This window comes from Phyllobacterium phragmitis, from assembly GCF_002980495.1.
Lineage (GTDB): Bacteria > Pseudomonadota > Alphaproteobacteria > Rhizobiales > Rhizobiaceae > Paramesorhizobium > Paramesorhizobium phragmitis.
The window spans coordinates 18,243-38,969 of the sequence record NZ_PVBR01000004.1 but is presented as its reverse complement, the minus strand read 5'-3'; the positions used below and the strand labels follow the sequence as shown (position 1 = coordinate 38,969).

At 60.8% G+C, this 20,727-nt stretch carries 19 protein-coding genes and 1 other RNA gene; 11 read left to right on the top strand and 9 right to left on the bottom strand.

Annotation, left to right across the window (positions count from 1 at the left end):
* Positions 1-2 precede the first annotated feature (2 nt).
* From C5748_RS06150 to C5748_RS06125, 6 genes are all read right to left on the bottom strand, one after another.
* Complete coding sequence (locus tag C5748_RS06150) at positions 3-1,643, bottom strand: ABC transporter ATP-binding protein (protein ID WP_105741071.1); 1,641 nt, start codon at positions 1,641-1,643, stop codon at positions 3-5.
* Positions 1,640-2,791, bottom strand: coding sequence for an ABC transporter permease (locus C5748_RS06145; protein WP_105741070.1), 1,152 nt, complete (start codon positions 2,789-2,791; stop codon positions 1,640-1,642). Before C5748_RS06145 ends, C5748_RS06150 begins: the two co-directional genes overlap by 4 nt.
* On the bottom strand, positions 2,791-3,891 hold the full coding sequence (locus tag C5748_RS06140; protein ID WP_105741069.1) for a microcin C ABC transporter permease YejB: 1,101 nt from the start codon (positions 3,889-3,891) through the stop codon (positions 2,791-2,793). The genes C5748_RS06145 and C5748_RS06140 overlap by 1 nt, the downstream gene beginning before the upstream one ends.
* Positions 3,892-3,924: 33 nt before the next feature.
* Complete coding sequence (locus tag C5748_RS06135; protein WP_245428844.1) at positions 3,925-5,820, bottom strand: extracellular solute-binding protein; 1,896 nt, start codon at positions 5,818-5,820, stop codon at positions 3,925-3,927.
* An 8-nt stretch (positions 5,821-5,828) separates the two neighbouring features.
* Positions 5,829-7,676: an extracellular solute-binding protein gene (locus tag C5748_RS06130; protein WP_425350216.1), complete on the bottom strand. Its 1,848-nt coding sequence runs from the start codon at positions 7,674-7,676 to the stop codon at positions 5,829-5,831.
* 152 nt (positions 7,677-7,828) lie between these two features.
* The gene (locus C5748_RS06125; RefSeq protein ID WP_105741067.1) at positions 7,829-8,620 is read right to left on the bottom strand and encodes a c-type cytochrome; all 792 of its coding nucleotides are present in this window, start codon (positions 8,618-8,620) and stop codon (positions 7,829-7,831) included.
* 179 nt (positions 8,621-8,799) lie between these two features.
* Between C5748_RS06125 and C5748_RS06120 the strand changes: the two genes are divergently transcribed.
* Together C5748_RS06120 and C5748_RS06115 are read left to right on the top strand one after the other, a co-directional pair.
* A complete protein-coding gene (locus C5748_RS06120) occupies positions 8,800-9,549 on the top strand; it encodes a 3-deoxy-manno-octulosonate cytidylyltransferase (RefSeq protein WP_105741066.1) in 750 nt (249 codons plus the stop codon).
* Positions 9,550-9,565: 16 nt separating this feature from the next.
* Positions 9,566-10,447 carry a prephenate dehydratase gene (locus C5748_RS06115; RefSeq protein ID WP_105741065.1) on the top strand — a complete coding sequence of 294 codons (882 nt, stop codon included), beginning with the start codon at positions 9,566-9,568 and terminating at the stop codon, positions 10,445-10,447.
* A 284-nt stretch (positions 10,448-10,731) separates the two neighbouring features.
* On the opposite strand, the gene nudC is transcribed toward C5748_RS06115, so the two are convergent.
* Positions 10,732-11,673, bottom strand: coding sequence for an NAD(+) diphosphatase (gene nudC, locus C5748_RS06110; RefSeq protein ID WP_105741064.1), 942 nt, complete (start codon positions 11,671-11,673; stop codon positions 10,732-10,734).
* A gap of 28 nt (positions 11,674-11,701) precedes the next feature.
* Positions 11,702-12,106, bottom strand: coding sequence for an HIT domain-containing protein (locus tag C5748_RS06105; protein ID WP_105741063.1), 405 nt, complete (start codon positions 12,104-12,106; stop codon positions 11,702-11,704).
* A 69-nt stretch (positions 12,107-12,175) separates the two neighbouring features.
* Between C5748_RS06105 and ffs the strand changes: the two genes are divergently transcribed.
* The 9 genes from ffs (at position 12,176) to C5748_RS06060 (ending at position 19,792) form a co-directional block, all read left to right on the top strand.
* Positions 12,176-12,272, top strand: an RNA gene (gene ffs / locus C5748_RS06100) — signal recognition particle sRNA small type.
* 138 nt (positions 12,273-12,410) lie between these two features.
* A complete protein-coding gene (locus C5748_RS06095; protein ID WP_105741062.1) occupies positions 12,411-14,264 on the top strand; it encodes a DNA polymerase III subunit gamma/tau in 1,854 nt (617 codons plus the stop codon).
* A 22-nt stretch (positions 14,265-14,286) separates the two neighbouring features.
* A complete protein-coding gene (locus tag C5748_RS06090; RefSeq protein WP_105741061.1) occupies positions 14,287-14,610 on the top strand; it encodes a YbaB/EbfC family nucleoid-associated protein in 324 nt (107 codons plus the stop codon).
* 112 nt (positions 14,611-14,722) lie between these two features.
* On the top strand, positions 14,723-15,328 hold the full coding sequence (gene recR / locus C5748_RS06085; RefSeq protein ID WP_105741361.1) for a recombination mediator RecR: 606 nt from the start codon (positions 14,723-14,725) through the stop codon (positions 15,326-15,328).
* 50 nt (positions 15,329-15,378) lie between these two features.
* Complete coding sequence (locus C5748_RS06080; protein ID WP_342588348.1) at positions 15,379-16,605, top strand: lytic murein transglycosylase; 1,227 nt, start codon at positions 15,379-15,381, stop codon at positions 16,603-16,605.
* 78 nt (positions 16,606-16,683) lie between these two features.
* Positions 16,684-17,652 (top strand): cation diffusion facilitator family transporter, encoded by a 969-nt coding sequence (locus tag C5748_RS06075; protein WP_105741059.1) that lies wholly within the window; start codon positions 16,684-16,686, stop codon positions 17,650-17,652.
* Positions 17,653-17,775: 123 nt separating this feature from the next.
* The gene (locus tag C5748_RS06070; protein WP_105741058.1) at positions 17,776-18,750 is read left to right on the top strand and encodes a cation diffusion facilitator family transporter; all 975 of its coding nucleotides are present in this window, start codon (positions 17,776-17,778) and stop codon (positions 18,748-18,750) included.
* Positions 18,751-18,799: 49 nt separating this feature from the next.
* Positions 18,800-19,114, top strand: coding sequence for a quaternary ammonium compound efflux SMR transporter SugE (sugE, locus tag C5748_RS06065; protein WP_105741057.1), 315 nt, complete (start codon positions 18,800-18,802; stop codon positions 19,112-19,114).
* 75 nt (positions 19,115-19,189) lie between these two features.
* Positions 19,190-19,792 (top strand): hypothetical protein, encoded by a 603-nt coding sequence (locus C5748_RS06060; protein WP_105741056.1) that lies wholly within the window; start codon positions 19,190-19,192, stop codon positions 19,790-19,792.
* Here C5748_RS06060 and C5748_RS06055 read toward each other — a convergent pair.
* Complete coding sequence (locus C5748_RS06055; RefSeq protein WP_105741055.1) at positions 19,789-20,679, bottom strand: LysR family transcriptional regulator; 891 nt, start codon at positions 20,677-20,679, stop codon at positions 19,789-19,791. The genes C5748_RS06060 and C5748_RS06055 overlap by 4 nt on opposite strands.
* Positions 20,680-20,727 lie beyond the last annotated feature (48 nt).

The window sequence follows — 20,727 nt, the reverse complement described above, 5'->3', positions numbered from 1 at the left end:
TGTCATTGACCGACCACCCCCTCTGCGGCTTCCATGCGGAATGCCGCCGCCATCAGCGCTTTCGTATAGTCTTCTTTCGGTCGGGCGAAGATTTCCGCCGCCGGACCATATTCCACCGCCTTGCCGTTGCGCATGACCAGAACGTCATTGGCGAGCGCCCGCACCACTTTCAGATCATGGCTGATGAAGAGATAGGCCAGATCATGCTTTTTCTGCAACGCGCGCAAAAGGTCGACCACCTGCGCCTGTACGCTCATGTCGAGCGCCGAAGTCGGCTCGTCGAGCATGACGAAGCGCGGGTTGAGCACCATCGCCCGCGCGATCGCGATGCGCTGGCGCTGGCCGCCGGAAAATTCGTGCGGATAGCGGAAGCGGGTATCGGGATCGAGATTGACCTCTTTGAGCGCGGCGACCACGCGCGCATCGCGCTCGTCCGCCGAAAGCCCGGGCTCATGCACCTGCAAGCCCTCGGCGATGATCTCGGTAATCGACATGCGCGGGCTGAGCGAGCCGAACGGATCCTGGAAGACGATCTGCAATTCGCGCCTGAGCGGCCGCATTTGTTTAAAGCTGAAGCGGTCGATCTCGCGCCCGGCGAAGCGGATATCGCCTTTCGACGAGATCATGCGCGCCAGCGCCAGCCCCAAAGTTGTCTTGCCGGAACCGGATTCGCCGACGACGCCCAGCGTCTGGCCGGCGCGGATCGAGATGTCGATGCCGTCCACCGCCTTCACATTGTCGACGGTGCGGCGCAGGAAGCCTTGTCTGATCGGAAACCAGACCTTCAAATCCTTGCCTTCCATGACGGATGGCGCGGTAAAATTGGCGGCCGGCGGTTCGCCCTTCGGCTCGGCGGCAAGCAGATGGCGGGTATATTCATGCTGCGGATTGTCGAAGATCTCTTTTGTCGGCCCGGTCTCGACGATCCGGCCCCTGGTCATCACGCAGACCCGGTCGGCGATCTTGCGCACGATGCCGAGATCATGGGTGATGAACAGCATCGACATGTCCTGAGATGTCTTCAGATCTGCCAGGAGCTTCAGGATCTGCGCCTGCACGGTGACGTCGAGCGCCGTCGTCGGCTCGTCGGCGATCAGCAGCGCCGGCTTGTTGGCCAGCGCCATGGCGATCATCACACGCTGGCGCTGTCCGCCCGACAATTGATGAGGATAGGCGGTGAGGCGCTTTTCCGGCTCGCGGATGCCGACCTCGTTCAGAAGCTCCAGCGTGCGCGCCCGCGCCGCCTTGTCACTCATACCCTGATGGATTTTCAGGATCTCGCTCACCTGCCGCTCGATCGTGTGCAGCGGATTGAGCGACGTCATCGGCTCCTGGAAGATCATGGCGATATCATTGCCGCGCACCCGGCGCAGATCGCGCTCGTCATGGCCGAGCAGATTGTCGCCGTTGAACAGGATCTGACCCGAGGGGTGGCTCGCGGAGGGGTAGGGCAGGAGCTTCAGGATCGAAAGTGCTGAAACCGATTTGCCGGAACCGGATTCGCCGACGAGCGCCACCGTCTCGCCCTTGGCGATATCGAAGGAGATGTGGTCGACGGCCAGCGTCTCGCTCCCGCCCTGGGTGAAGGCGACGGAGAGATCGCGGACGGAAAGCAACGGTGTGCCGCTCATTTTCCCGCTCATTTGAACGCCTTTCTCGGATCGAAGGCGTCACGCGTCGCTTCGCCGACGAAAATCAGCAGCGACAGCATCAGCGATATGACGATGAAGCCGGTCAGGCCGAGCCATGGCGCCTGCAGATTGTTCTTGCCCTGCGCCAGCAATTCGCCGAGCGACGGCGAGCCGGGTGGCAGGCCGAAGCCGAGGAAGTCGAGCGAGGTCAGCGTCGTGATCGAGCCGTTGAGGATGAAGGGCAGGAAAGTCAGCGTCGCCACCATGGCGTTCGGCAGAAGATGGCGCAGCATGATCGTGCCGTTGGGAACGCCGAGCGCGCGCGCCGCATTCACATATTCGAAATTGCGTGCCCGCAGGAACTCCGCCCGCACCACGCCGACGAAGGCGACCCATGAGAACAGCAGCATGATGCCGAGCAGGATCCAGAAGCCCGGCGGCAGCACGGCTGCGATGATGAGCAGGAGATAAAGCACCGGGATCGCCGACCAGATCTCGATGAAGCGCTGGAACAGAAGATCGACCCAGCCGCCGAAATAGCCCTGCACCGCCCCCGCCGTCACGCCGATGAGCGCCGATGCCGCCGTGAGAATCAGGCCGAACAGCACGGAAATGCGGAAGCCATAGAGCGCGCGGGCGAAGACATCGCGGGCCTGGTCATCCGTACCAAGGAGATTCCAGTTGCCGAAGATGCAGTTTTCGTCGTCCACCCCCAGCGGATAACGCTGGCAGCGCTCTTCCTTGCTGTAGAGCCAGAAGGGTTTCGAGGGCGCCGCCTCGGGGATTTCGTTGTTCACCGTACGGTAGGAATAGCGGATCGGCGGCCAGACCATCCAGCCATGGGCTTTGATCTCGTCCGAGATGACGGGATCGCGATAATCGGTGACGGCGTAGAACCCGCCGAATTTCTCCTCGGGATAATCGACCAGCACAGGCATCAGGAGCTCGCCCTTGTAGGAGACGAGGATCGGCTTATCGTTGGCGATGAATTCGGCGAAGAGCGAGGCGATGAACAGGAAGAGGAACAGCCATAGCGACCACCAGCCGCGCCGGTTGGTCTTGAAATTGTACCAGCGCCGCTGGTTGAGCGGCGAGAGCCATGGACGGCGCACCGGAATCGCCTGGCTTCCAGCTTCGGCCTTTGCGGCGATCTGCACCATCACACATCCCTCCGCTCGAAATCGATACGCGGATCGATCCATGTGTACAGGAGATCCGAGAGAAGACCGACGATCAGGCCGAGAAGCGAAAAGATGAAGAGATTGGCGAAGACCACGGGGTAGTCGCGGTTGAGCACCGACTGATAGCCGAGCAGCCCGAGCCCGTCGAGCGAGAAGATGGTCTCGATGAGCAGCGACCCGGTGAAGAAGGCGGAGATGAAGGCGCCGGGAAAGCCGGCGACGACGATGAGCATGGCATTGCGGAACACATGGCGATACAGCACCTGCCGCTCGGTCAGTCCCTTGGCCCGCGCTGTCGTCACATATTGCTTGCGGATCTCCTCAAGGAACGAATTCTTGGTCAGGAGCGTGGTCGTGGCGAAGGCGGATAGCACCAATGCCGTTACCGGCAGCGCGATGTGCCAGAGATAATCGACGATCTTGCCCCACAGCGAAAGCTGGTCGAAATCGGGAGAGGTCAATCCGCGTAAGGGGAACCAGTCGAAGAAGGAGCCGCCGGCAAAGAGCACGATCAGCAATATGGCGAAGAGGAAACTCGGAATGGCATAGCCGACGATGATCACCGCGCTGGTCCAGACGTCGAATTGCGAGCCGTCCTTGATCGCCTTGCGGATGCCGAGCGGGATCGAGATGGCGTAGGACAAAAGCGTCAGCCACAGGCCGAGCGAGATCGAAACGGGCATTTTTTCCAGGATCAGGTCGAGCACGCCGATATCGCGGAAATAGCTGCGACCGAAATCGAAGCGCATATAGTTCCACAGCATCAGGCCGAAGCGTTCCAGCGGCGGCTTGTCGAAGCCGAACTGCTTTTCCAGGCTCGCAATGAATTGCGGGTCGAGCCCCTGCGCGCCGCGATATCTGGAGTTTGCGCCACTCGTGTCGAAGCCGCTCCCCTGGCCCATGTCGCCGCTGCCGCCGCTTAAGCGATCGAGCGCATCTCCGCCTTGTCCGGAGAGTTGCGCGATCACCCGTTCGACCGGACCGCCGGGCGCGAACTGGACCACGGCGAAGGAAATGGCCATGATGCCAAACATCGTCGGTATCATCAGGAGCAGGCGGCGCAGGATGTAAGCGCCCATCAGAAACCCATTCCCAGTCTATTGTCGTTTCGTTTATGCCTTGCCAATCGCCTGTGCCTTTTCTTCATCCACCCACCACAGCGTCTCCACCGGAAATCCGTAATCGGGTTTCGGTTCCCTGAAACCGAACCTGTCCCAATAGGCGACCAGGTGATTCGCCGAGGTCCAAGTTGGAATCCAGTCGCGCCTGAGACGCAAGAGGCGATCGAGAACCTGCAGAACCGGCACGAGTTCGTCGCGCGAGGTGACCTTGCCGGCATCCTCGATCAGCGCATCGATGACCGGATCGGCGGTTCCCGGATAGTTGCGCGTGCCGGGTATATCGGCCGATCTGGAGGAAAACATCGGGCCGAGCGATTCCTGCGTCGGCGTCGCCGACATCGAGACCGCCATGCCCATCATGTCGAAATCGAAATTCAGGGTGCGGGCCTGGTACTGGACCGGATCGACCAGCCGCAGCGATGCATTGATGCCGATGGCGCGCAAATTCTGCATGAAGGGATTGCAGATGCGGACAAACCCTTCCGAATCGATCATCAATTCGAGATCGAAGGACCGTCCGTCCTTGTCGGCAAAGCGTCCATTCTCCCGTTTGAACCCGGCTTCCGTCATCAGATCGATGGCGCGGCGGAACAGCTTGCGGTCGCGGCCCGAGCCGTCGGAAACGGGCATGGTGACCACTTCGCCGAAAATCGCCTCCGGCACGCGGCCGCGATAGCGCTCGAGAATGGCGAGTTCATCCGGCGAGGGCTTCCCCCTGGCCTCGAAATCGGAACCGCCGAAGCAGGACTGCGCGCGCTGATATGCGTCGTAGAAAAGATTCTTGTTGGTCCATTCGAAATCGAAGCACAGTGTGATCGCCTCGCGCACCCGCGGATCGCGGAAGCGCTCGCGCCGCTGGTTGACCGCCCATGACTGCATGCTTGGCCGCTTTTCGCGCGGGAAGGTGCGTTTCACCACCTTCTTTTCCAGGATTGCCGGGAAATTATACTCCGTCGCCCAGAATTTCGACGAGCTCTCCCAACGCCAGTCGAGTACGCCCTTCTTGAAGGCCTCGAATTCCGGCTGCCTGTCACGGTAGAACTCGATGCGGATGCGGTCGAAATGATAAAAGCCGCGATTGACGGGGAGGTCGCGCGCCCAATAATCCTTGTTGCGCTCATATGCGATGAATTGCGCCGGCGAAAACCGCCCGACCTTGTATGGCCCGGAGCCCAGCGGTGGTTCCAGAGTGGAAGCGGAGAAATCGCGGGTTGCATACCAGGCTTTCGAAAGGATCGGCATGGTGGCGGCGTTGAGAATGGCCCGGGCGGAATGTTTGCCGGAAAAAACGAGCCGTAGCGTATGCGCGTCTTCCGCAACAGCGTCCTTGAGCTCGCTCAGCGTCAAGAGCAGTTCCGGGTGGCCTTCTTCCCTGAAGGTCAGATAGCTGAAGGCGACGTCATCAGCCGTGAGCGGCGTGCCGTCGGCAAACCGTGCGTCTGGTCGCAGCTTGAAGATATAGGAATTGCGGTCGTCCGAGATCGTCACGCTTTCGGCGACGAGGCCGTAGATGGCATCGGGCTCGTCCAGCGCCGAAGTCATCAGCGAATCGAAACAAAGCTCCATGCGCGGCGGCGCATCGCCCTTGCCGGAGAAGCTGTTCAGCGTGTTGAAGGTGAGCGGGCTCTGGTTGTAGACCCAGTTCGGCGGACCGAAGGCGAAGGTGCCGCCTTTCGGAGCGTCCGGGCTGGCATAGTCGAAATGGGTGAAATCATCGGGATATTTCAACGCCCCGAAAGCCGAAAGCCCATGCAGCGGCGTGTCGGTCGGCACCTCGGCGAAGGCGCGCCCGGGCATGAAGGCGGCAATCGCCGCGCTGCCGGAGAGTGACAGGAATGAGCGCCTGTCGATCGTCGGTTTCGCCATGACAGGACGGTCTGCCGGCATGTCGCTCCTCATTCGCCACGCACCTGCAGCGCCCGCTCCTTGGCCGGATCGATCCACCAGGAAAACGGATCGATGCCTGAATAATCCGGCTGCTTCTCAGGCATGCCGAACTTGTTCCAATAGGCGACGTGGATATCGTCATCATACCATTGCGGCACGACATAGTAGTTCCACAACAGCACCCGGTCGAGCGCATGGGTTGCGGCGACGAGATCGTCGCGGTCCTTGGCGTAGACCACGCGGTCGATGAGCTTGTCGATGGCCGGGTTCTTGATGCCGGAATAGTTTCGGCTGCCTTTGATATCGGCCGCAGCGGAGCTCCAGTACTCGCGCTGCTCGTTGCCGGGCGACTCGCCTTGCCCAATGATCGTAGCGATCGAATCATAATCGAAATCGCTCACCCGCGCCTGATATTGCGCGCTGTCGACGATGCGCACCGTGGCCCGGATGCCGACACGGCGCAGATTGGCGACGAAGGGATTGAAGATGCGTTCGTCGGTCGGATCATTGCCGAGAAATTCGATGGTGAAGGGCTTGCCGTTCTTGTCGACGAGGGCGCCGTCCTTGAGTGTGTAGCCTGCCTCCTTGAAGAGTTGCATCGCGTGCCGCAGATTTTCCCGCGTCGCCTGCGGCGTGTCGAAGACCGGCTCCTTGAATTCCTTGGTGAAGACCTCGGGCGGCACCTCGTCGCGCACCGTTTCGAGTATCTCCAGTTCCTTGCCCGTCGGCAGCCCGCTCGAAGCGAGATCGATGCCGGCGAAATAGCTCTCGATGCGCTTGTACTGGTTGAAGAACAAAAGGCGGTTCATCGACTGGAAATCATAGACCCAGTTCAGCGCCTCGCGCACTTTCGGGTCCTTGAATTTGTCACGCCGTGTATTCAGGAAATAGGCCTGCATGCGTCCTATCGCGTGGTACGGGAAGGCCTGCTTGATCACGTCGCCGCGCTGCACGGCGGGAAAATTATACCCCTGCATCCAGCGCTGCATGCGGTTTTCCGCCCTGTAGTCGTAGAGCCCGCCCTTCTTGAAGGCTTCCCATGTGGCATTGGCGTCGAGATAATAATCGTACTGGATGCGATCGAAATTGTTGCGTCCGACGTGAACAGGCAGGTCCTTGCCCCAATAGTCCTCGACGCGGGCCCAGATGATCGAGCGGCCGGGCATCACCTTTTCAACCCTGTAGGCGCTGGAGCCGAGCGGGATTTCCAGTGTCGGGCGCGAGATGTCGCGCTTCCTGCCCTGGGCGTCGGTCCCTTCCCACCAATGTTTCGGCAGCACGGCCAACTGGCCCATGATCTGCGGCAGTTCCCGGTTGCCCTTCTCGGAAAATGTGAAGGTGACCTCACGTTCCCCGGTCTTTTCTGCCTTGATCACATCGCCATAATATTTGTTGTAGGGCGGCGACTGTTTTTTCAGGGTCTCGAACGACCAGATCACGTCTTCCACTGTGATCGGCTGGCCGTCATGCCAGCGCGCGGCGGGATTGAGGCGGAATTTCACCCAGGAAAAATCATCGGGATATTGTATCGCTTCGGCGACCAGTCCGTAGCTGGTCGAGCTTTGGTCGGTCGAATCCGACATCAGCGTATCGTAGAGCATCCCGCCGCCGAAGTTGGCGAACCCGGCGGCGGGCACGCCCTGCACGACATAGGGGTTCAGACTATCGAAGGTACCCTCCGCCACCTGATTGAGCGTCCCGCCCTTGGGAGCGTCCGGATTGACATAGTCGTAATGCTTGAAACCGGGGGGATATTTCGGCTCGCCGAGGAGGCTGGAGGCGTGGCGCCATTGAGGTTCGGGGCTTTGCGCGGCCGCGATAATCGTCGACCCCGCCATCATAGCCAACGCCATCATGACCGCCAGGATTGCCTTCATGCCTCTCACCTCCGATTGAAATCTACAGGAAAAGACTATGGCATTTTGCGGAGGAAGAAAGGCATTATCCCGCGAAAATGAAAAAAGCCGGGCTTTTAGCCCGGCTTTCCAGCAAATAATCGACCGAATGATTAATTGTTGGTGGCAGGCTGCTCGCCCTGTGCCGGCGCGGGTTGTGCCGGTGCGGCTGGCTGTTCACCCTGCGCTGGAGCGCTCTGTTCACCTTGCGGTGCCGGGGCGGTGTTTTCTGCAGGCTTCTCGGCCTCGCCAGCAGGCTTTTCCGCTTGACCAGCGGGCTTCTCGGCCTCGCCGGCGGGCTGGGCTGCCCCACCTTCGGCAGGCGCGGCATCGCCGGCGGCCTGCTCGGCTGCGGCAGGCGCTTCAGGCAGCGGCTTCGGATTGTCGGAAAGCGTCCTGAGATAGGCGATGAGATCGGCGCGCTCGGCGTCGTTCTTGTCGCCGGCGAAGCCCATGGCCGTGCCCTTGACGTAGTTCTTGGGCGAGGTGAGGAAGCCGTTGAGATGGTCGTAGGTCCAGGTCTTGGCGGTCTTGGCGAATTCCTTCATGCCGGCCGAATAGCTGAAACCCGGATGAGATGCGATCGGACGGTCAACGATATCCCACAGGTCCGGGCCGACCTTGTTCGGGCCGCCTTTTTCACCGGTATGGCAGGCCTGGCAGCGCTTGAACACATTCGCGCCCTTCTTCGGATCGGCGGTCTGCAAGAGCGTGGCGATTGGTACGGCCACTGGCGCGGCCTTCTCTTCGCCGCCGGTGGAAGCCTCCAATGGCTTGATGAAATAGCCTTCTTTTTCCGGCTTGGGACTATCGAAGATGACATCGGAGAAAAGGCTGACAGACATGACGACGAAAACCGCCGCAAGAAAGGCCATGATAAATTTATTGGATTGAGACGATTCCATCGGCAGTCAGCGCTCCCCCTTGTGAGAGGTCCTCATATTCGGGAAACGCGAACCCATGATCGGGCCGGTCTCCTCCTGTCCAAGATGGCGCGGAAACTAGGTCTTTTGCTCTGCACTTGCAACACCTATAAGGACGCTCCGGCCCGTGACTTTTTGACACTTTTGGAAATCCAACGCTCATGCTCCAGACCATGAAAACCCTGACGATCATTCCGGCGCGCCTTGCAGCGACGCGCCTGCCCAACAAACCATTGGCCGATATCGCCGGCAAGCCGATGATCGTCCATGTCGCGGAACGCGCCGCCGCTGCGCGCCTAGGCCGCACGGTCGTCGCCACCGATAGTGAGGATATCGCCAGTGCGGTCCGCGCCCACGGGTTCGAAGCGGTGATGACCCGCTCCGATCACGAATCGGGTTCCGACCGCATTTACGAGGCGCTTTTGTCGCTCGATCCCAATGGCGAAATCGATGCCGTCATCAATGTGCAGGGTGATCTCCCGACCATCGATCCCCGGACCGTCGCCAAGGCCCTGCGGCCGCTCGAGGATGGCCCGGCCGACATTGCAACGCTTGGTGTCGAGATCACCGAAGAAGCTGAGAAAACCAATCCCAGCGTGGTGAAGATCGTCGGTTCGCCGCTCGGCGACGGCAAGCGCTTGCGCGCGCTTTATTTCACCCGCGCCACGGCGCCATGGGGCGACGGGCCGCTCTACCACCACATCGGCCTTTACGCCTATCGCCGCGCTGCGCTGGAGCGCTTCGTCCGGCTCGGACCCTCGCCATTGGAGCGGCGCGAAAAGCTGGAACAGCTCCGCGCGATCGAGGCCGGCATGCGCATCGATGTCGAAATCGTCAATTCCGTGCCGCTCGGTGTCGATACCGCTTTCGATCTCGAACGGGCGCGCATTCTTATTTCGCAAGGCATCTGAAGGAGGGCATACGAAGATGGCAGGCCAGACGGCAGCTAAGACCAACAAGATCTCGTTCCAGGGCGAGCCGGGGGCAAATTCCGACACGGCCTGCCGCAACATGTTCCCGGACATGGAGCCGCTGCCTTGCCCGACATTCGAGGATGCGTTCAACGCGGTGGAAGCCGGCGCCGCCGACTTGGCGATGATCCCGATCGAGAACACCATCGCCGGCCGTGTCGCCGATATCCATCATCTCCTGCCCGAATCGCGGCTGCATATCGTCGGCGAATATTTCCTGCCCATCCATTTCCAGTTGATGACCCTGCCGGGCAGCGGGCTTGACGAGATCAGGACGGTCCACAGCCATATTCATGCACTCGGTCAGTGCCGCAAGATCATCCGCAAGCATGGCTGGAAGCCGGTGGTGGCGGGCGATACGGCGGGCGCTGCCCGTATCGTGGCGGAAGCGGGCGACAGGACGATGGCGGCACTTGCGCCGCGCCTGGCCTCCGGCCTCTACGGCCTCGACATACTGGCCGAGGATGTCGAGGATATGGAGAACAACATCACCCGGTTCGTCGTGCTCTCCAAGACGAAGAAATGGGCGCCGCGGCCTGCGGATGGCAGCCGCATCGTGACGACCTTCGTGTTCCGGGTGAGAAACGTCCCCGCCGCGCTCTATAAGGCCATGGGCGGCTTTGCCACCAACGGCATCAACATGACCAAGCTCGAAAGCTACCAGATCGGCGGCACCTTCACCGCAACGCAGTTCTATGCCGACATCGAAGGCCACCCCGAAGAACGTTCCGTGCGGCTCGCGCTGGAGGAACTGGAGTTCTTTTCGAAGGAAATGCGCATCGTCGGCGTCTATCCCGGCAGCCCCTTCCGCGATACGCAGAACGAGCCGGCGGAGTAGCTAGATAGAGCGGTTCTATTCAAAATGAACCGGTCTAGATTTCCACTGTCTCGATGGTACTACCGGAACGGCTAGAGTCTGTCAGGACTAGCTTGAAACAGCTTCCACCTGGCCGTCATTCTCGGGCTTGTCCCGAGAATCGACCGCAGTTTGAGCTGTTCGTACGGTAATTGCTTTTCTTTTTACTTATGGCAGATTCTCGGGACAAGCCCGAGAATGACGACGAGACAAGACCCCTTGTCGTATCAACGATTCAATTAATCCATGACAGACTCTAACTGCGTTTAACCCTCCGCCCAGCTTCTGATCAGATGGGCGGCGATCGCGCCCGGTGGTGGCGTCATCAGTCCTTCGGGATGCGAGCGCTCCAGCATGGCGAGAACTTCGCCGCGCGTAAACCAGCGTCCGTCCTCCAGTTCCGACCGGTCGATGATGAAATCGTCCGACAGCGCTTCGGCATGGCAGCCGATCATCAGCGAATAGGGGAACGGCCAGGGCTGGCTGGCATGGTAGGCGACGCGGCCGACAGGCACGCCCATCTCTTCGAACGTCTCGCGCCGCACCGCCGCTTCGATGGTCTCGCCGGGCTCGATGAAGCCGGCAAGGCAGGAATACATGCCCGGTGCGAAATGCGGGCTTCTGGCCAGAAGGCAGCGTTCGCCGCGCACCGCCAGCATGATCGCCACCGGATCGGTGCGCGGAAAATGCTGAGCGTCGCAATGCGGGCAGACGCGCTTGTAGCCGCCGGCTCGCATTTCGGTGAGCGTCCCGCAACGTCCGCAATAGCGGTGGTTCTCGTGCCATGCGATCAGGGCCGCCGCCTGCGCCAGTGCGCCGAGTTCGTCGCCCGGAATAAGGCCCTGCATATAGACCGAGCGGTAGTCGACAGCCTTGAACGGCTCTGTAAGCTGCTCTGGATCAGCCGCCGTGACGACGGCAAGAAGCGGCCGCTGGTCCTGCCTGCCGAGCAGAACCGCCTCATGCAGCAAAGGCTCGAACCGGGCGATTTCGCCTGGTAGAAAGAAGGCTTTCGGCCGGGCTTCGTCCTCAAAAGAGAGCAGTACGCGTCCCTTGCCGAGAAGCATGATGCGCGCATCCGGTTCGGCCAGCGCCCGCTCGCCCGCATCATCGGAGCGCTTTTCCGACAGCCGGTCGATGATGTTGCCGGCAAAGCCGACGGCTTGGCTTGGCTCGATCTCCGGCAGGTCGAACAGGCGCAATGTCATGGAAGCTCCGGATGGTCCTGGAATGATTTTAAAGGGCGTCTCTGATGGCGAGGGCGAATGTCTTCGCGTCCTCCGGCTGATAGGGCTCAGCGGTGCCGTAGCCCCAGACGGGGCCGGGCCATGCCGGATCGCCGCTGTTGCGGGCGATGATATGTATGTGAAGCTGGCGCACGATATTGCCCAGTGCGCCGGTGTTGATTTTTTCGCAGCCGGTCACGGATTTCAACGCCTGTGCGGCGATGCCCATTTCGAAGGTGAGCATGGTCTGGTCGAGCGGCGTCAGATCGTATAGCTCGACCTTGTCGGCGCGCTGCGGCACGAGGATGAGCCATGGCCAGCGGCGGTCGTTCATCAGCCGCAGATCGCAGAGCCCCAGCGTGGCGACCGCGAACGTGTCCGCGGCGAGCTTTTTGTCGAGCACGAATGTCGTCATGCGTTTCAAATAGCAGTTTTTTTCAGCCTTGGCTTGCTTTTTGCGCAGGCGTAGCCGATATGAAGGTCGGGAGGTTGGTGGTGGACGAGCCACTCGCCAACCGGGTCAGGTCCGGAAGGAAGCAGCCCTAACGAGCCAGGCACGGGTCACCGTGCCAGCCTCCCACCCTCTCCCCTTTTGCGGGTATGATTTGCGGTCGCCGGATCGTGGCCGGGTGTTCGCCCAGGTTGGCATTGACGGTGCCGGGCCCGGGGTCCAAACTCCGCGGCACAAGGTGCGCAACAAGGATTAGGACAGGCTCGGCATGGAGACGAAAACGGCAGACGGCGCCTATCGCGTTCTCGCCCGCAAGTACCGTCCGCAGGATTTCGGCGACCTTATCGGCCAGGAGCCGATGGTCCGCACGCTCACAAACGCTTTCCACACAGGCCGCATCGCACAGGCCTGGATGCTGACCGGCGTTCGCGGGGTCGGCAAGACGACGACGGCGCGCATCCTCGCGCGGGCCTTAAACTATAAGACTGATACGATCGACCAGCCGACCATCGATCTTTCGACGCTTGGCGAGCATTGCCAGGCGATCATGGAAGGCCGCCATGTCGATGTCATCGAGATGGACGCCGCCTCGCATACCGGCATCGACGACATTCGCGAAATCATCGAGCAGGTGCGCTACCGCCCGGTTTCGGCGCGCCACAAGGTCTATATCATCGACGAGGTCCACATGCTGTCCAACCAGGCCTTCAATGGCCTGCTGAAGACGCTCGAGGAGCCGCCGCCGCATGTGAAATTCATTTTCGCCACGACGGAAATCCGCAAGGTTCCGATCACCGTCCTGTCGCGCTGCCAGCGCTTCGATCTCAGGCGCATCGATTCGGGCCTTCTCGCCGCGCATTTGAAGAACATCGCCGGGCAGGAAGGGATCGCCATCGACGATACCTCGCTTGCGATGATCGCGCGGGCCGGCGAAGGCTCGGCGCGTGATTCGCTATCCATTCTCGACCAGGCCATTGCCCATGGCAGCGGCAAGGTCGAGGCGGATGCCGTGCGCGCCATGCTCGGCCTTGCCGACCGCGCCAGGATCATCGACCTGTTCGAGATGCTGATGCGCGGCGATGTGGCGGCCGCGCTGAAGGAGTTCCGCGCGCAATATGATGTCGGGGCCGATCCGGCGGTGGTGCTGACCGATCTTGCCGAATTCAACCACCTCGTGACGCGGTTGCGTTTCATGCCTGATGTGGCGAGCGATATGTCGCTGTCGGAAGACGAGCGCGTGCGTGGTCGTGATTTCGCCGAGAAATTGTCGATCCGCGTCCTGTCGCGCACCTGGCAGATGCTCTTGAAGGGCATTGCCGAGGTCGAGACCGCCTCGCGCCCGATTCAGGCCGCCGAAATGCTGTTGATCCGCCTGGCGCACGCCGCCGATCTGCCGACGCTGGATGAAGCGCTGAAGGCGCTCGAAAGTGGCGCTGCTTCCGCACCGCGTGTCGGTGCCGATGCTCCCCGGCCCAATGCCGGCCCCAATGGCGCCGGCGCAATGATATCAGGCGGCTCTGCTTCCGGAACTCCCGCCGACGCCGTGGCCTCATCTTCCGTAGGCGTGAGCACCGGCAACGGCTCGACGGCAATGCGCCTGGTTCAGCCGGAACAACAGGCGAGATCCGCCCCCGAACCCGTTGTCGCCGACGTGCCGGTGGCTTCCCCGGCAGTTCCCCCTGTGATCCCATTGACCAGCCTTGCCGATATCGTGTCGCTGGCCGACAAGCATCGTGACATGCAGTTCAAGATCATGGTCAAGAATTGCGTGCGCCTGGTCGCCATTGCGCCGGGACGCCTTGAGATTGCCTTGACCGACGGCGCGCCGAAGACGCTTCCAAGCGATATCGCGCAAAAGCTCCACGCCTGGACCGGCATCCGCTGGATGGTCTCGGTATCGCGCGAGACGGGCGGGCAGACCATCGCTGAAGCCGAGGCCGCGCATCGCGACATGCTGGTCACCGACGCCCGTGCCGATCCTGATGTGGCGGCGATCCTCGCCCAGTTTCCAGGCGCCCGGATCACCGATGTCCGCATCGCAACCAGCGAGGCCGAGAGTGCCGATGTCGATCTCGATGCCGAACCGCCGGATGTCTCGCTGACGCCGGACGATGACGACTGATTTGAAATAGGAGTGCGATCTCATGCGCGACATGATGGGAATGCTGAAACAGGCAAAGGAAATGCAGGCCAAGATGGAGGCCATGCAGGAAGAGATCGCCAATCTCGAAGCGACGGGAAGCTCTGGCGGCGGCCTGGTCAACGTGACATTGAGCGGCAAGGGCGTGATGAGCACGCTCAAGATCGATCCCTCGCTCTTGAAAGAAGACGAGGCCGAAATTCTCGAAGATCTGATCATCGCAGCCCATAACGAGGCGAAAACCAAGATCGAGGCGCTGATGGCCGAGAAGACGCAGGCGCTCACCGCCGGCCTGCCATTGCCTCCGGGTTTCAAACTGCCGTTTTGAGGGAATAGGGGAGTAAGGGAGTAGGGGAATATGTATGGGCAGATGGGTTGCTGTTGTGACCCGCATATTCCCCTATTCCCCTACTCCCTTTTGTTTTATTCCCTACGTCATCATGTCGAAACGAATCGCCGGCCCTGAAATCGAACGTCTGATCCAGCTCCTCGCCCGTGTGCCGGGGCTCGGTCCGCGGTCGGCAAGGCGCGCGGCGCTCCACCTCATCAAGAAGAAGGAAGCGCTGCTGATACCGCTTGGGCTCGCCATGCAGGATGCCGCCGAAAAGGTGCGCGTCTGCTCGGTCTGCGGCAATGCCGATACCAGCGATCCCTGCACCATCTGTACCGATCCGCGCCGCGATGCGGCAACGATCATCGTTGTCGAGGATGTGTCGGACCTGTGGGCGCTGGAACGCGCCGGCACGATGAATGTGCGCTATCACGTGCTCGGCGGCCGGCTGTCGCCGCTCGACGGCATCGGGCCGGACGATCTCAACATACGCGGCCTCGTCGAACGGGTCGGGGCAGGCGAGGTGAAGGAAGTGATCCTTGCCGTCAACGCCACCGTCGAGGGGCAGACGACAGCCCATTATATCACCGATCAGTTGGCCGGCTTCGACGTGCGTGTCACGCGGCTTGCTCATGGCGTGCCTGTCGGCGGTGAACTGGATTATCTCGATGAGGGAACGCTTGCAGCGGCGTTGCGGGCGCGCACCGCGCTCTAAGGGGGAATTGGATGCCTAAACTCGTCGCGGCTTTGAAATGTCTGGCAGCCATGGCCGTTTTCTGCCTGCCTTTTCTCCTGGCCGGGCCTGCCGCCGCCGCCCCGTCGAAAGCCGAGACGGAGGCACAGTTCAAAACCTGGCTCGACCGTGATCTATGGCCGGAAGCAAAGGCCAAGGGCGTTTCCCGCACCGTTTTCGACAAGGCTTTCTCCGGCGTGACGCTCAACTGGAAGCTGCCTGATCTGGTCCCACCGGGCACCAGGCCGAAGACGCCGAAGAAGCAGGCCCAGGCGGAATTCGGCTCGCCGGGCAAATATTTCAACGCCAAGACCATGGGCGCCGTCACCCGTGGCGGGCAGGCGCGGCACAGCCAATATGGCGGCCTCCTGAAGCGGATCGATAAGCAATATGGCGTGCCGGGCGCCATCGTCCTGGCCATATGGGGGCGGGAATCCGGCTTCGGCGCCGTCAAAATCCCCTATGATGCCTTCGAGGTGCTGGGCACCAAGGCCTTCATGGCGACGCGCAAGGAAATGTTCCGCGGGCAACTTCTGGCCGCTTTGGAGATCGTCCAGAAGAACTATATCGATACCGGTTCGATGAAAAGCTCATGGGCCGGCGCGATGGGCCAGCCGCAATTCATGCCGACCTCCTATCTCGAGCATGCCGTCGATTTCGATGGCGACGGCAAGCGCGACATCTGGAACTCGGTGCCCGACACGCTTGCCTCTATCGCCAATTATTTGCGCCTTCATGGCTGGCAGCGTGGGCGTGACTGGGGTTTCGAGGTCATTGTGCCGGCTGGGCTGACCTGTGCGCTGGAAGGTCCCGATCAGGGCCTGAAAATCGCCGATTGGGCCAGGATGGGCATCACCCGCGTCAACGGCAAGCCTTTCCCGGCGAACGAACTGGCGGGAGAGGGGTATCTCCTGATGCCCGCCGGACGGCATGGACCGGCCTTCATCGCCACACCCAATTTCTATGTGCTGAAAGATTACAATATGAGCGATCTCTATGCGCTGTTCATCGGCCATGTCGGTGACCGCATCGCCTATGGCGCGGGTGATTTTAAAGGCGCATGGGGCAATGTCGGTACGATGTACCGCTCCGACATCGCCGCCATGCAGAGGGCGCTGCAGGCGAAGGGCTATGATGTCGGCAAGGCCGATGGCCTGCCCGGCTTCAAGACACGCCGGTCGATCGGCGACTGGCAGGCCAGGCATGGTCAGGCGGCTACGTGCTTCCCTGAGAAGTCCATGATCGGCGCGATCAGATGATCTGAGAAAGCGGCGGCTTTATGCAACCGATGCGCGGTCGCGGAGTTCCGCCTTCATCGAAGAGGGGCATGAGGGACAATGGCGACGCAATCCGGTTCCAGAAAGGTCATCTACGCCGCGCTGATCGGCAATCTCCTGATCGCCATGACGAAATTTGTCGCGGCATTCTTCACCGGCAGTTCCGCCATGCTGTCGGAAGGCGTGCATTCGCTCGTCGATACCGGCAATGAGCTCCTGCTGCTTTACGGGTTGCATCGGGCGGCGCGCCCGCCGGATCTGAGCCATCCGTTCGGCCATGGCCGCGAGCTCTATTTCTGGAGCTTCATCGTCGCCCTTCTCGTTTTCGCGCTTGGCGCGGGCATATCCTTCTATGAGGGCGTGGTGCATATCCTCGATCCCGAGCCGGTGCGCAATCCCATGGTCAACTATGTGGTCCTGGGGCTGTCGGCGCTATTCGAGGGCGCAACATGGTATATCGCCCTGAAGGAGTTCAGCCGGAAAAAAGGCCGGCTCGGTTATCTCGCGGCTGCCCGGCGCAGCAAGGACCCGAGCGTCTTTACCGTTTTATTCGAGGATAGCGCGGCCCTCCTCGGATTATCCGTGGCTTTTGCCGGCATCCTGGCCGCGCAACTCCTCAATATGCCGGTTCTGGATGGCGTCGCCTCCATCGGCATCTCGCTCATTCTCGCCGCCACGGCTGCCTTTCTCGCGCGCGAAAGCAAGGGGCTGCTGATGGGTGAACCGGCGCAGCCCGAGGTCCAGGCGGCTGTTCTGGCCATCGTGCAGGCGGACCCGGATGTGCAAAGGGCCAATGGCGTCGTCACGGTTCATCTGGGCCCCGAGCAGATCGTGGCCACGGTCAGCGTCGAGTTCGAGGATCGGCTGACGGCGCCTGAGATCGAAGCCTGCGTCGAGCGCATCGAAACGTGCCTCAAGCGCGAGCAGCCTTCGATCGTGGCGCTGTTCGTCAAGCCACAGACAACGGGCACGTGGCGCGAGCAGCGGCAGACGATTGCGATGGCCGGAAGCAGCGATCTCGAAACATAAGGGTAAAGCAGGGAAGCCGAGGTTGCCGGTTGTATGCATATTTGATCCACAAATATAGGTTGTATTAATACAAATAGCGCAACTTAAACGCGATTGCAGGATTGCTGCGATATAGAGAGCACAATGGCTTCGCGTTCAGGTTCCCGAAAAGTCATCTACGCCGCATTGATCGGCGATTTCCTGGTTGCGCTGACCAAATTCGGCGCGGCGTTCTTCACCGGCAGTTCCGCCATGCTGTCGGAAGGCGTGCATTCGCTCGTCGATACCGGCAATGACCTTCTGCTGCTCTACGGGCTTCATCGTGCCCGACGTCCACCGGATAGCGCCCATCCCTTCGGCTACGCGCGGGAGCTCTATTTCTGGAGCTTCATCGTCGCGCTTCTCGTTTTTGCGGTCGGCGCGGGCGTCTCCTTCTACGAAGGTGTCAGGCACATTCTCCATCCCGAGCCGATGCGCAATCCGCTGGTCAATTATGCGGTGCTGGGCCTGTCGTTCCTGTTCGAGGCGGTGGCGTGGCTGGTGGCGCTGTGGGAATTCCGCCGCAACAAAGGCCACTACGGCTATTTCTCCGCCTTTCGCCGGAGCAAGGATCCTACGATCTTCACCGTTCTGTTCGTCAACAGCGCCGATCTGCTCGGCCTGATCGTCGCTTTCCTGGGCATCGTCGCGTCACATATGTTCGAAATGCCGGTTCTGGACGGCGTCGCCTCCATCGGCATAGCGCTGGTTCTCGCGGCGACGGCGATATTTCTGGCGCTGGAAAGCAAAGGACTGCTCATCGGCGAGGCGGCATTTCCCGAGGTTCAGGCGGAAATCCTCGCCACTGCGGAAGCCGACCATGACGTGCGGAAGGTCAATGGCGTGCTCACCGTCCATCTCGGGCCGGAGGAGATACTGACCGCACTCAGTATCGAATTTGAAGGCAGGCTCACCGCTCCGGGGATAGAAAAATGCGTCGATCGCATCGAAAAGCACCTGCAATCCAGACGATCCGACGTCACGCTTCTTTTCGTCAAGCCGCAGACGATGGTCAGATGGCAGGAACTGCGGCCGGATTGCGAGACGACCGGTGACGAGAGGGAAGATTTGCGTATATGAAGTACGTCTCGATCACCTTCATTCCATTCTAACGAAAAGATGAACCGATATGGCTTGGGTCTACCTGTTTCTCGCCGGGCTCCTCGAAATCGGCTGGGCCATCGGCCTCAAATATACCGAAGGCTTCACCCGCCTCACGCCCACCGTTCTCACCGTGGTCAGCATGATTGCCAGCCTGGCGCTCCTGGGCCTCGCGTTGAAGACCTTGCCGGTCGGCACCGCCTATGCCATTTGGACCGGGATCGGCACCGTCGGCACGGCATTGCTCGGCATCTATCTCCTGGGCGAGCCTGCGACTGCGATCCGCCTTGCCTGTATCGGCCTGATCGTCGGCGGCATCGTCGGCCTCAAGCTGGTCGCATAAAGCAGGCTCATAAATCTTTTCATCGCTTCTTAATACTTACACTATTGAATTTTCCCTCTTAGGCAGAGGGATCAAATGGAAAACCATCTCGCCAGTCCCGGTGCGACACCGGAAGTTTTCGCTCATGTCCGGATCATCATCGGTATTGTTCTGGGCCTATGTATTTCGAGACTGCTCACTGGCTTCGCGCGTTTCGTTCAGCATCCTGCCCGCCAGATCATCTATCCCGTGCATCTGGCATGGGTTGCCTTTATGTTCCTGGCGGTGGTGCACTTCTGGTGGTTCGAGTTCTATCTGCACCGGATCCAGACATGGGATTTCGAGACCTATTTCTATATCATCATCTATGCGAGCCTTTATTTTCTCGCCTGCACGCTGCTTTTTCCCGATCACATGGAGGAATATACCGGCTATCGCGATTACTTCATGTCGCGGCGCAAATGGTTCTTCTCCCTTCTGGCACTGATCTTCATCGTGGATATCGGCGATACCGTGCTGAAAGGGTGGAAGCACTACCACTCCTTCGGCGCCGAATATCCACTTCGCACAGCCGCTTTCGTCTTGGGAAGCATCGCCGCCATATTCACGAGCAATCAGCGTTTCCATGCTTTGTTCGTGACGCTGATGCTCGTCTATGAAGTCGCATTCATCATGTGGCAGTATGCGGTGCTGGATTAGACCGGTTCCGCTCCCGGCAGCATCTCGACCAGTGAATGGAAAGCCCTGGTGCGGTATCGCTCCTTGTGTGAAAGCAGGAGAAAGCGCCTGCGCGGCAGGCTGAAATTGGCCCGGACCAGCCGCCCCGTCGCAAGATGAGGCGCTGCCGCAAGTTCGGACAGGACGGCCGCATAATCTCCTGATTGAACCGCTGACAACACCGCTTCGTTGGATGGCAGTTCCAGCGCAACCGTCAATGCCAGCGGATCGAGGCCCCTCGCACGTATCGCGCTTTCGAACACCGAACGGGTTCCCGAGCCGGGTTCACGCACGATCCAGCGGGCGTCCACCATATCCCTTAATTCCAGCGGATGGCCATCTGCCCAGGGATGGGAGGTGGAAACGACCGCGATCAGTTGGTCCTCCGCCACCGGCCGGATGGCAAGGGCGGGTTCATCCACCTCGCCTTCGATGAAGCCTATATCGGCGCTTCCCTCCACCGTCGCGCGGGTGACGCTCTGCGTGTTTCCAACCGCCAGGCTGATGGCTACAGCCGGATAGGCGGTGTGAAAGCGCGCCAGGAATGGCGGCAGCCAGTAGCTTGCGATCGTCTGGCTGGCGTGAATGCGCAGGCTCCCCCGTTTCAGCCCGCCAAGCTCGGCCAACGCAAGCTCGGCGGCTCGCGCCCGCGCCAGGGTCGCCCGCGCCTCCTCGAGGAAAATCCGCCCGGCATCGGTGATCTCGATACGCCGCCCGATCCGGTTGAAGAGCGTCGTGCCGTAGCGGTCTTCCAGCGCGCGTATGGCGGAACTCACCGCCGATGGCGTCAGCCGCAACGCCTCCGCTGCCCGGGTGAGATGTTCGCGTTCGGCGACGGCGATGAAGATCCTGAGCTGTTCGAGCGTCATGGTTGCAACCTGAATGTTCGATTTTATCGAATGGAATATGCCATATTA

What these genes read in the sequence shown, in the direction of transcription:
- C5748_RS06080 (WP_342588348.1), top strand. Translation starts at nt 15,379, where the DNA reads ATGGCCGTTTTCTGCCTGCCTTTTCTCCTGGCCGGGCCTGCCGCCGCC.
- C5748_RS06140 (WP_105741069.1), bottom strand. Translation starts at nt 3,891, where the DNA reads ATGGGCGCTTACATCCTGCGCCGCCTGCTCCTGATGATACCGACGATG.
- recR (WP_105741361.1), top strand. Translation starts at nt 14,723, where the DNA reads ATGTCGAAACGAATCGCCGGCCCTGAAATCGAACGTCTGATCCAGCTC.
- C5748_RS06115 (WP_105741065.1), top strand. Translation starts at nt 9,566, where the DNA reads ATGGCAGGCCAGACGGCAGCTAAGACCAACAAGATCTCGTTCCAGGGC.
- C5748_RS06055 (WP_105741055.1), bottom strand. Translation starts at nt 20,679, where the DNA reads ATGACGCTCGAACAGCTCAGGATCTTCATCGCCGTCGCCGAACGCGAA.
- C5748_RS06060 (WP_105741056.1), top strand. Translation starts at nt 19,190, where the DNA reads ATGGAAAACCATCTCGCCAGTCCCGGTGCGACACCGGAAGTTTTCGCT.
- C5748_RS06130 (WP_425350216.1), bottom strand. Translation starts at nt 7,676, where the DNA reads ATGATGGCGTTGGCTATGATGGCGGGGTCGACGATTATCGCGGCCGCG.
- C5748_RS06125 (WP_105741067.1), bottom strand. Translation starts at nt 8,620, where the DNA reads ATGGAATCGTCTCAATCCAATAAATTTATCATGGCCTTTCTTGCGGCG.
- sugE (WP_105741057.1), top strand. Translation starts at nt 18,800, where the DNA reads ATGGCTTGGGTCTACCTGTTTCTCGCCGGGCTCCTCGAAATCGGCTGG.
- C5748_RS06070 (WP_105741058.1), top strand. Translation starts at nt 17,776, where the DNA reads ATGGCTTCGCGTTCAGGTTCCCGAAAAGTCATCTACGCCGCATTGATC.
- C5748_RS06105 (WP_105741063.1), bottom strand. Translation starts at nt 12,106, where the DNA reads ATGACGACATTCGTGCTCGACAAAAAGCTCGCCGCGGACACGTTCGCG.
- C5748_RS06135 (WP_245428844.1), bottom strand. Translation starts at nt 5,820, where the DNA reads ATGCCGGCAGACCGTCCTGTCATGGCGAAACCGACGATCGACAGGCGC.
- C5748_RS06075 (WP_105741059.1), top strand. Translation starts at nt 16,684, where the DNA reads ATGGCGACGCAATCCGGTTCCAGAAAGGTCATCTACGCCGCGCTGATC.
- C5748_RS06145 (WP_105741070.1), bottom strand. Translation starts at nt 2,791, where the DNA reads ATGGTGCAGATCGCCGCAAAGGCCGAAGCTGGAAGCCAGGCGATTCCG.
- nudC (WP_105741064.1), bottom strand. Translation starts at nt 11,673, where the DNA reads ATGACATTGCGCCTGTTCGACCTGCCGGAGATCGAGCCAAGCCAAGCC.
- C5748_RS06150 (WP_105741071.1), bottom strand. Translation starts at nt 1,643, where the DNA reads ATGAGCGGGAAAATGAGCGGCACACCGTTGCTTTCCGTCCGCGATCTC.
- C5748_RS06095 (WP_105741062.1), top strand. Translation starts at nt 12,411, where the DNA reads ATGGAGACGAAAACGGCAGACGGCGCCTATCGCGTTCTCGCCCGCAAG.
- C5748_RS06120 (WP_105741066.1), top strand. Translation starts at nt 8,800, where the DNA reads ATGCTCCAGACCATGAAAACCCTGACGATCATTCCGGCGCGCCTTGCA.
- C5748_RS06090 (WP_105741061.1), top strand. Translation starts at nt 14,287, where the DNA reads ATGCGCGACATGATGGGAATGCTGAAACAGGCAAAGGAAATGCAGGCC.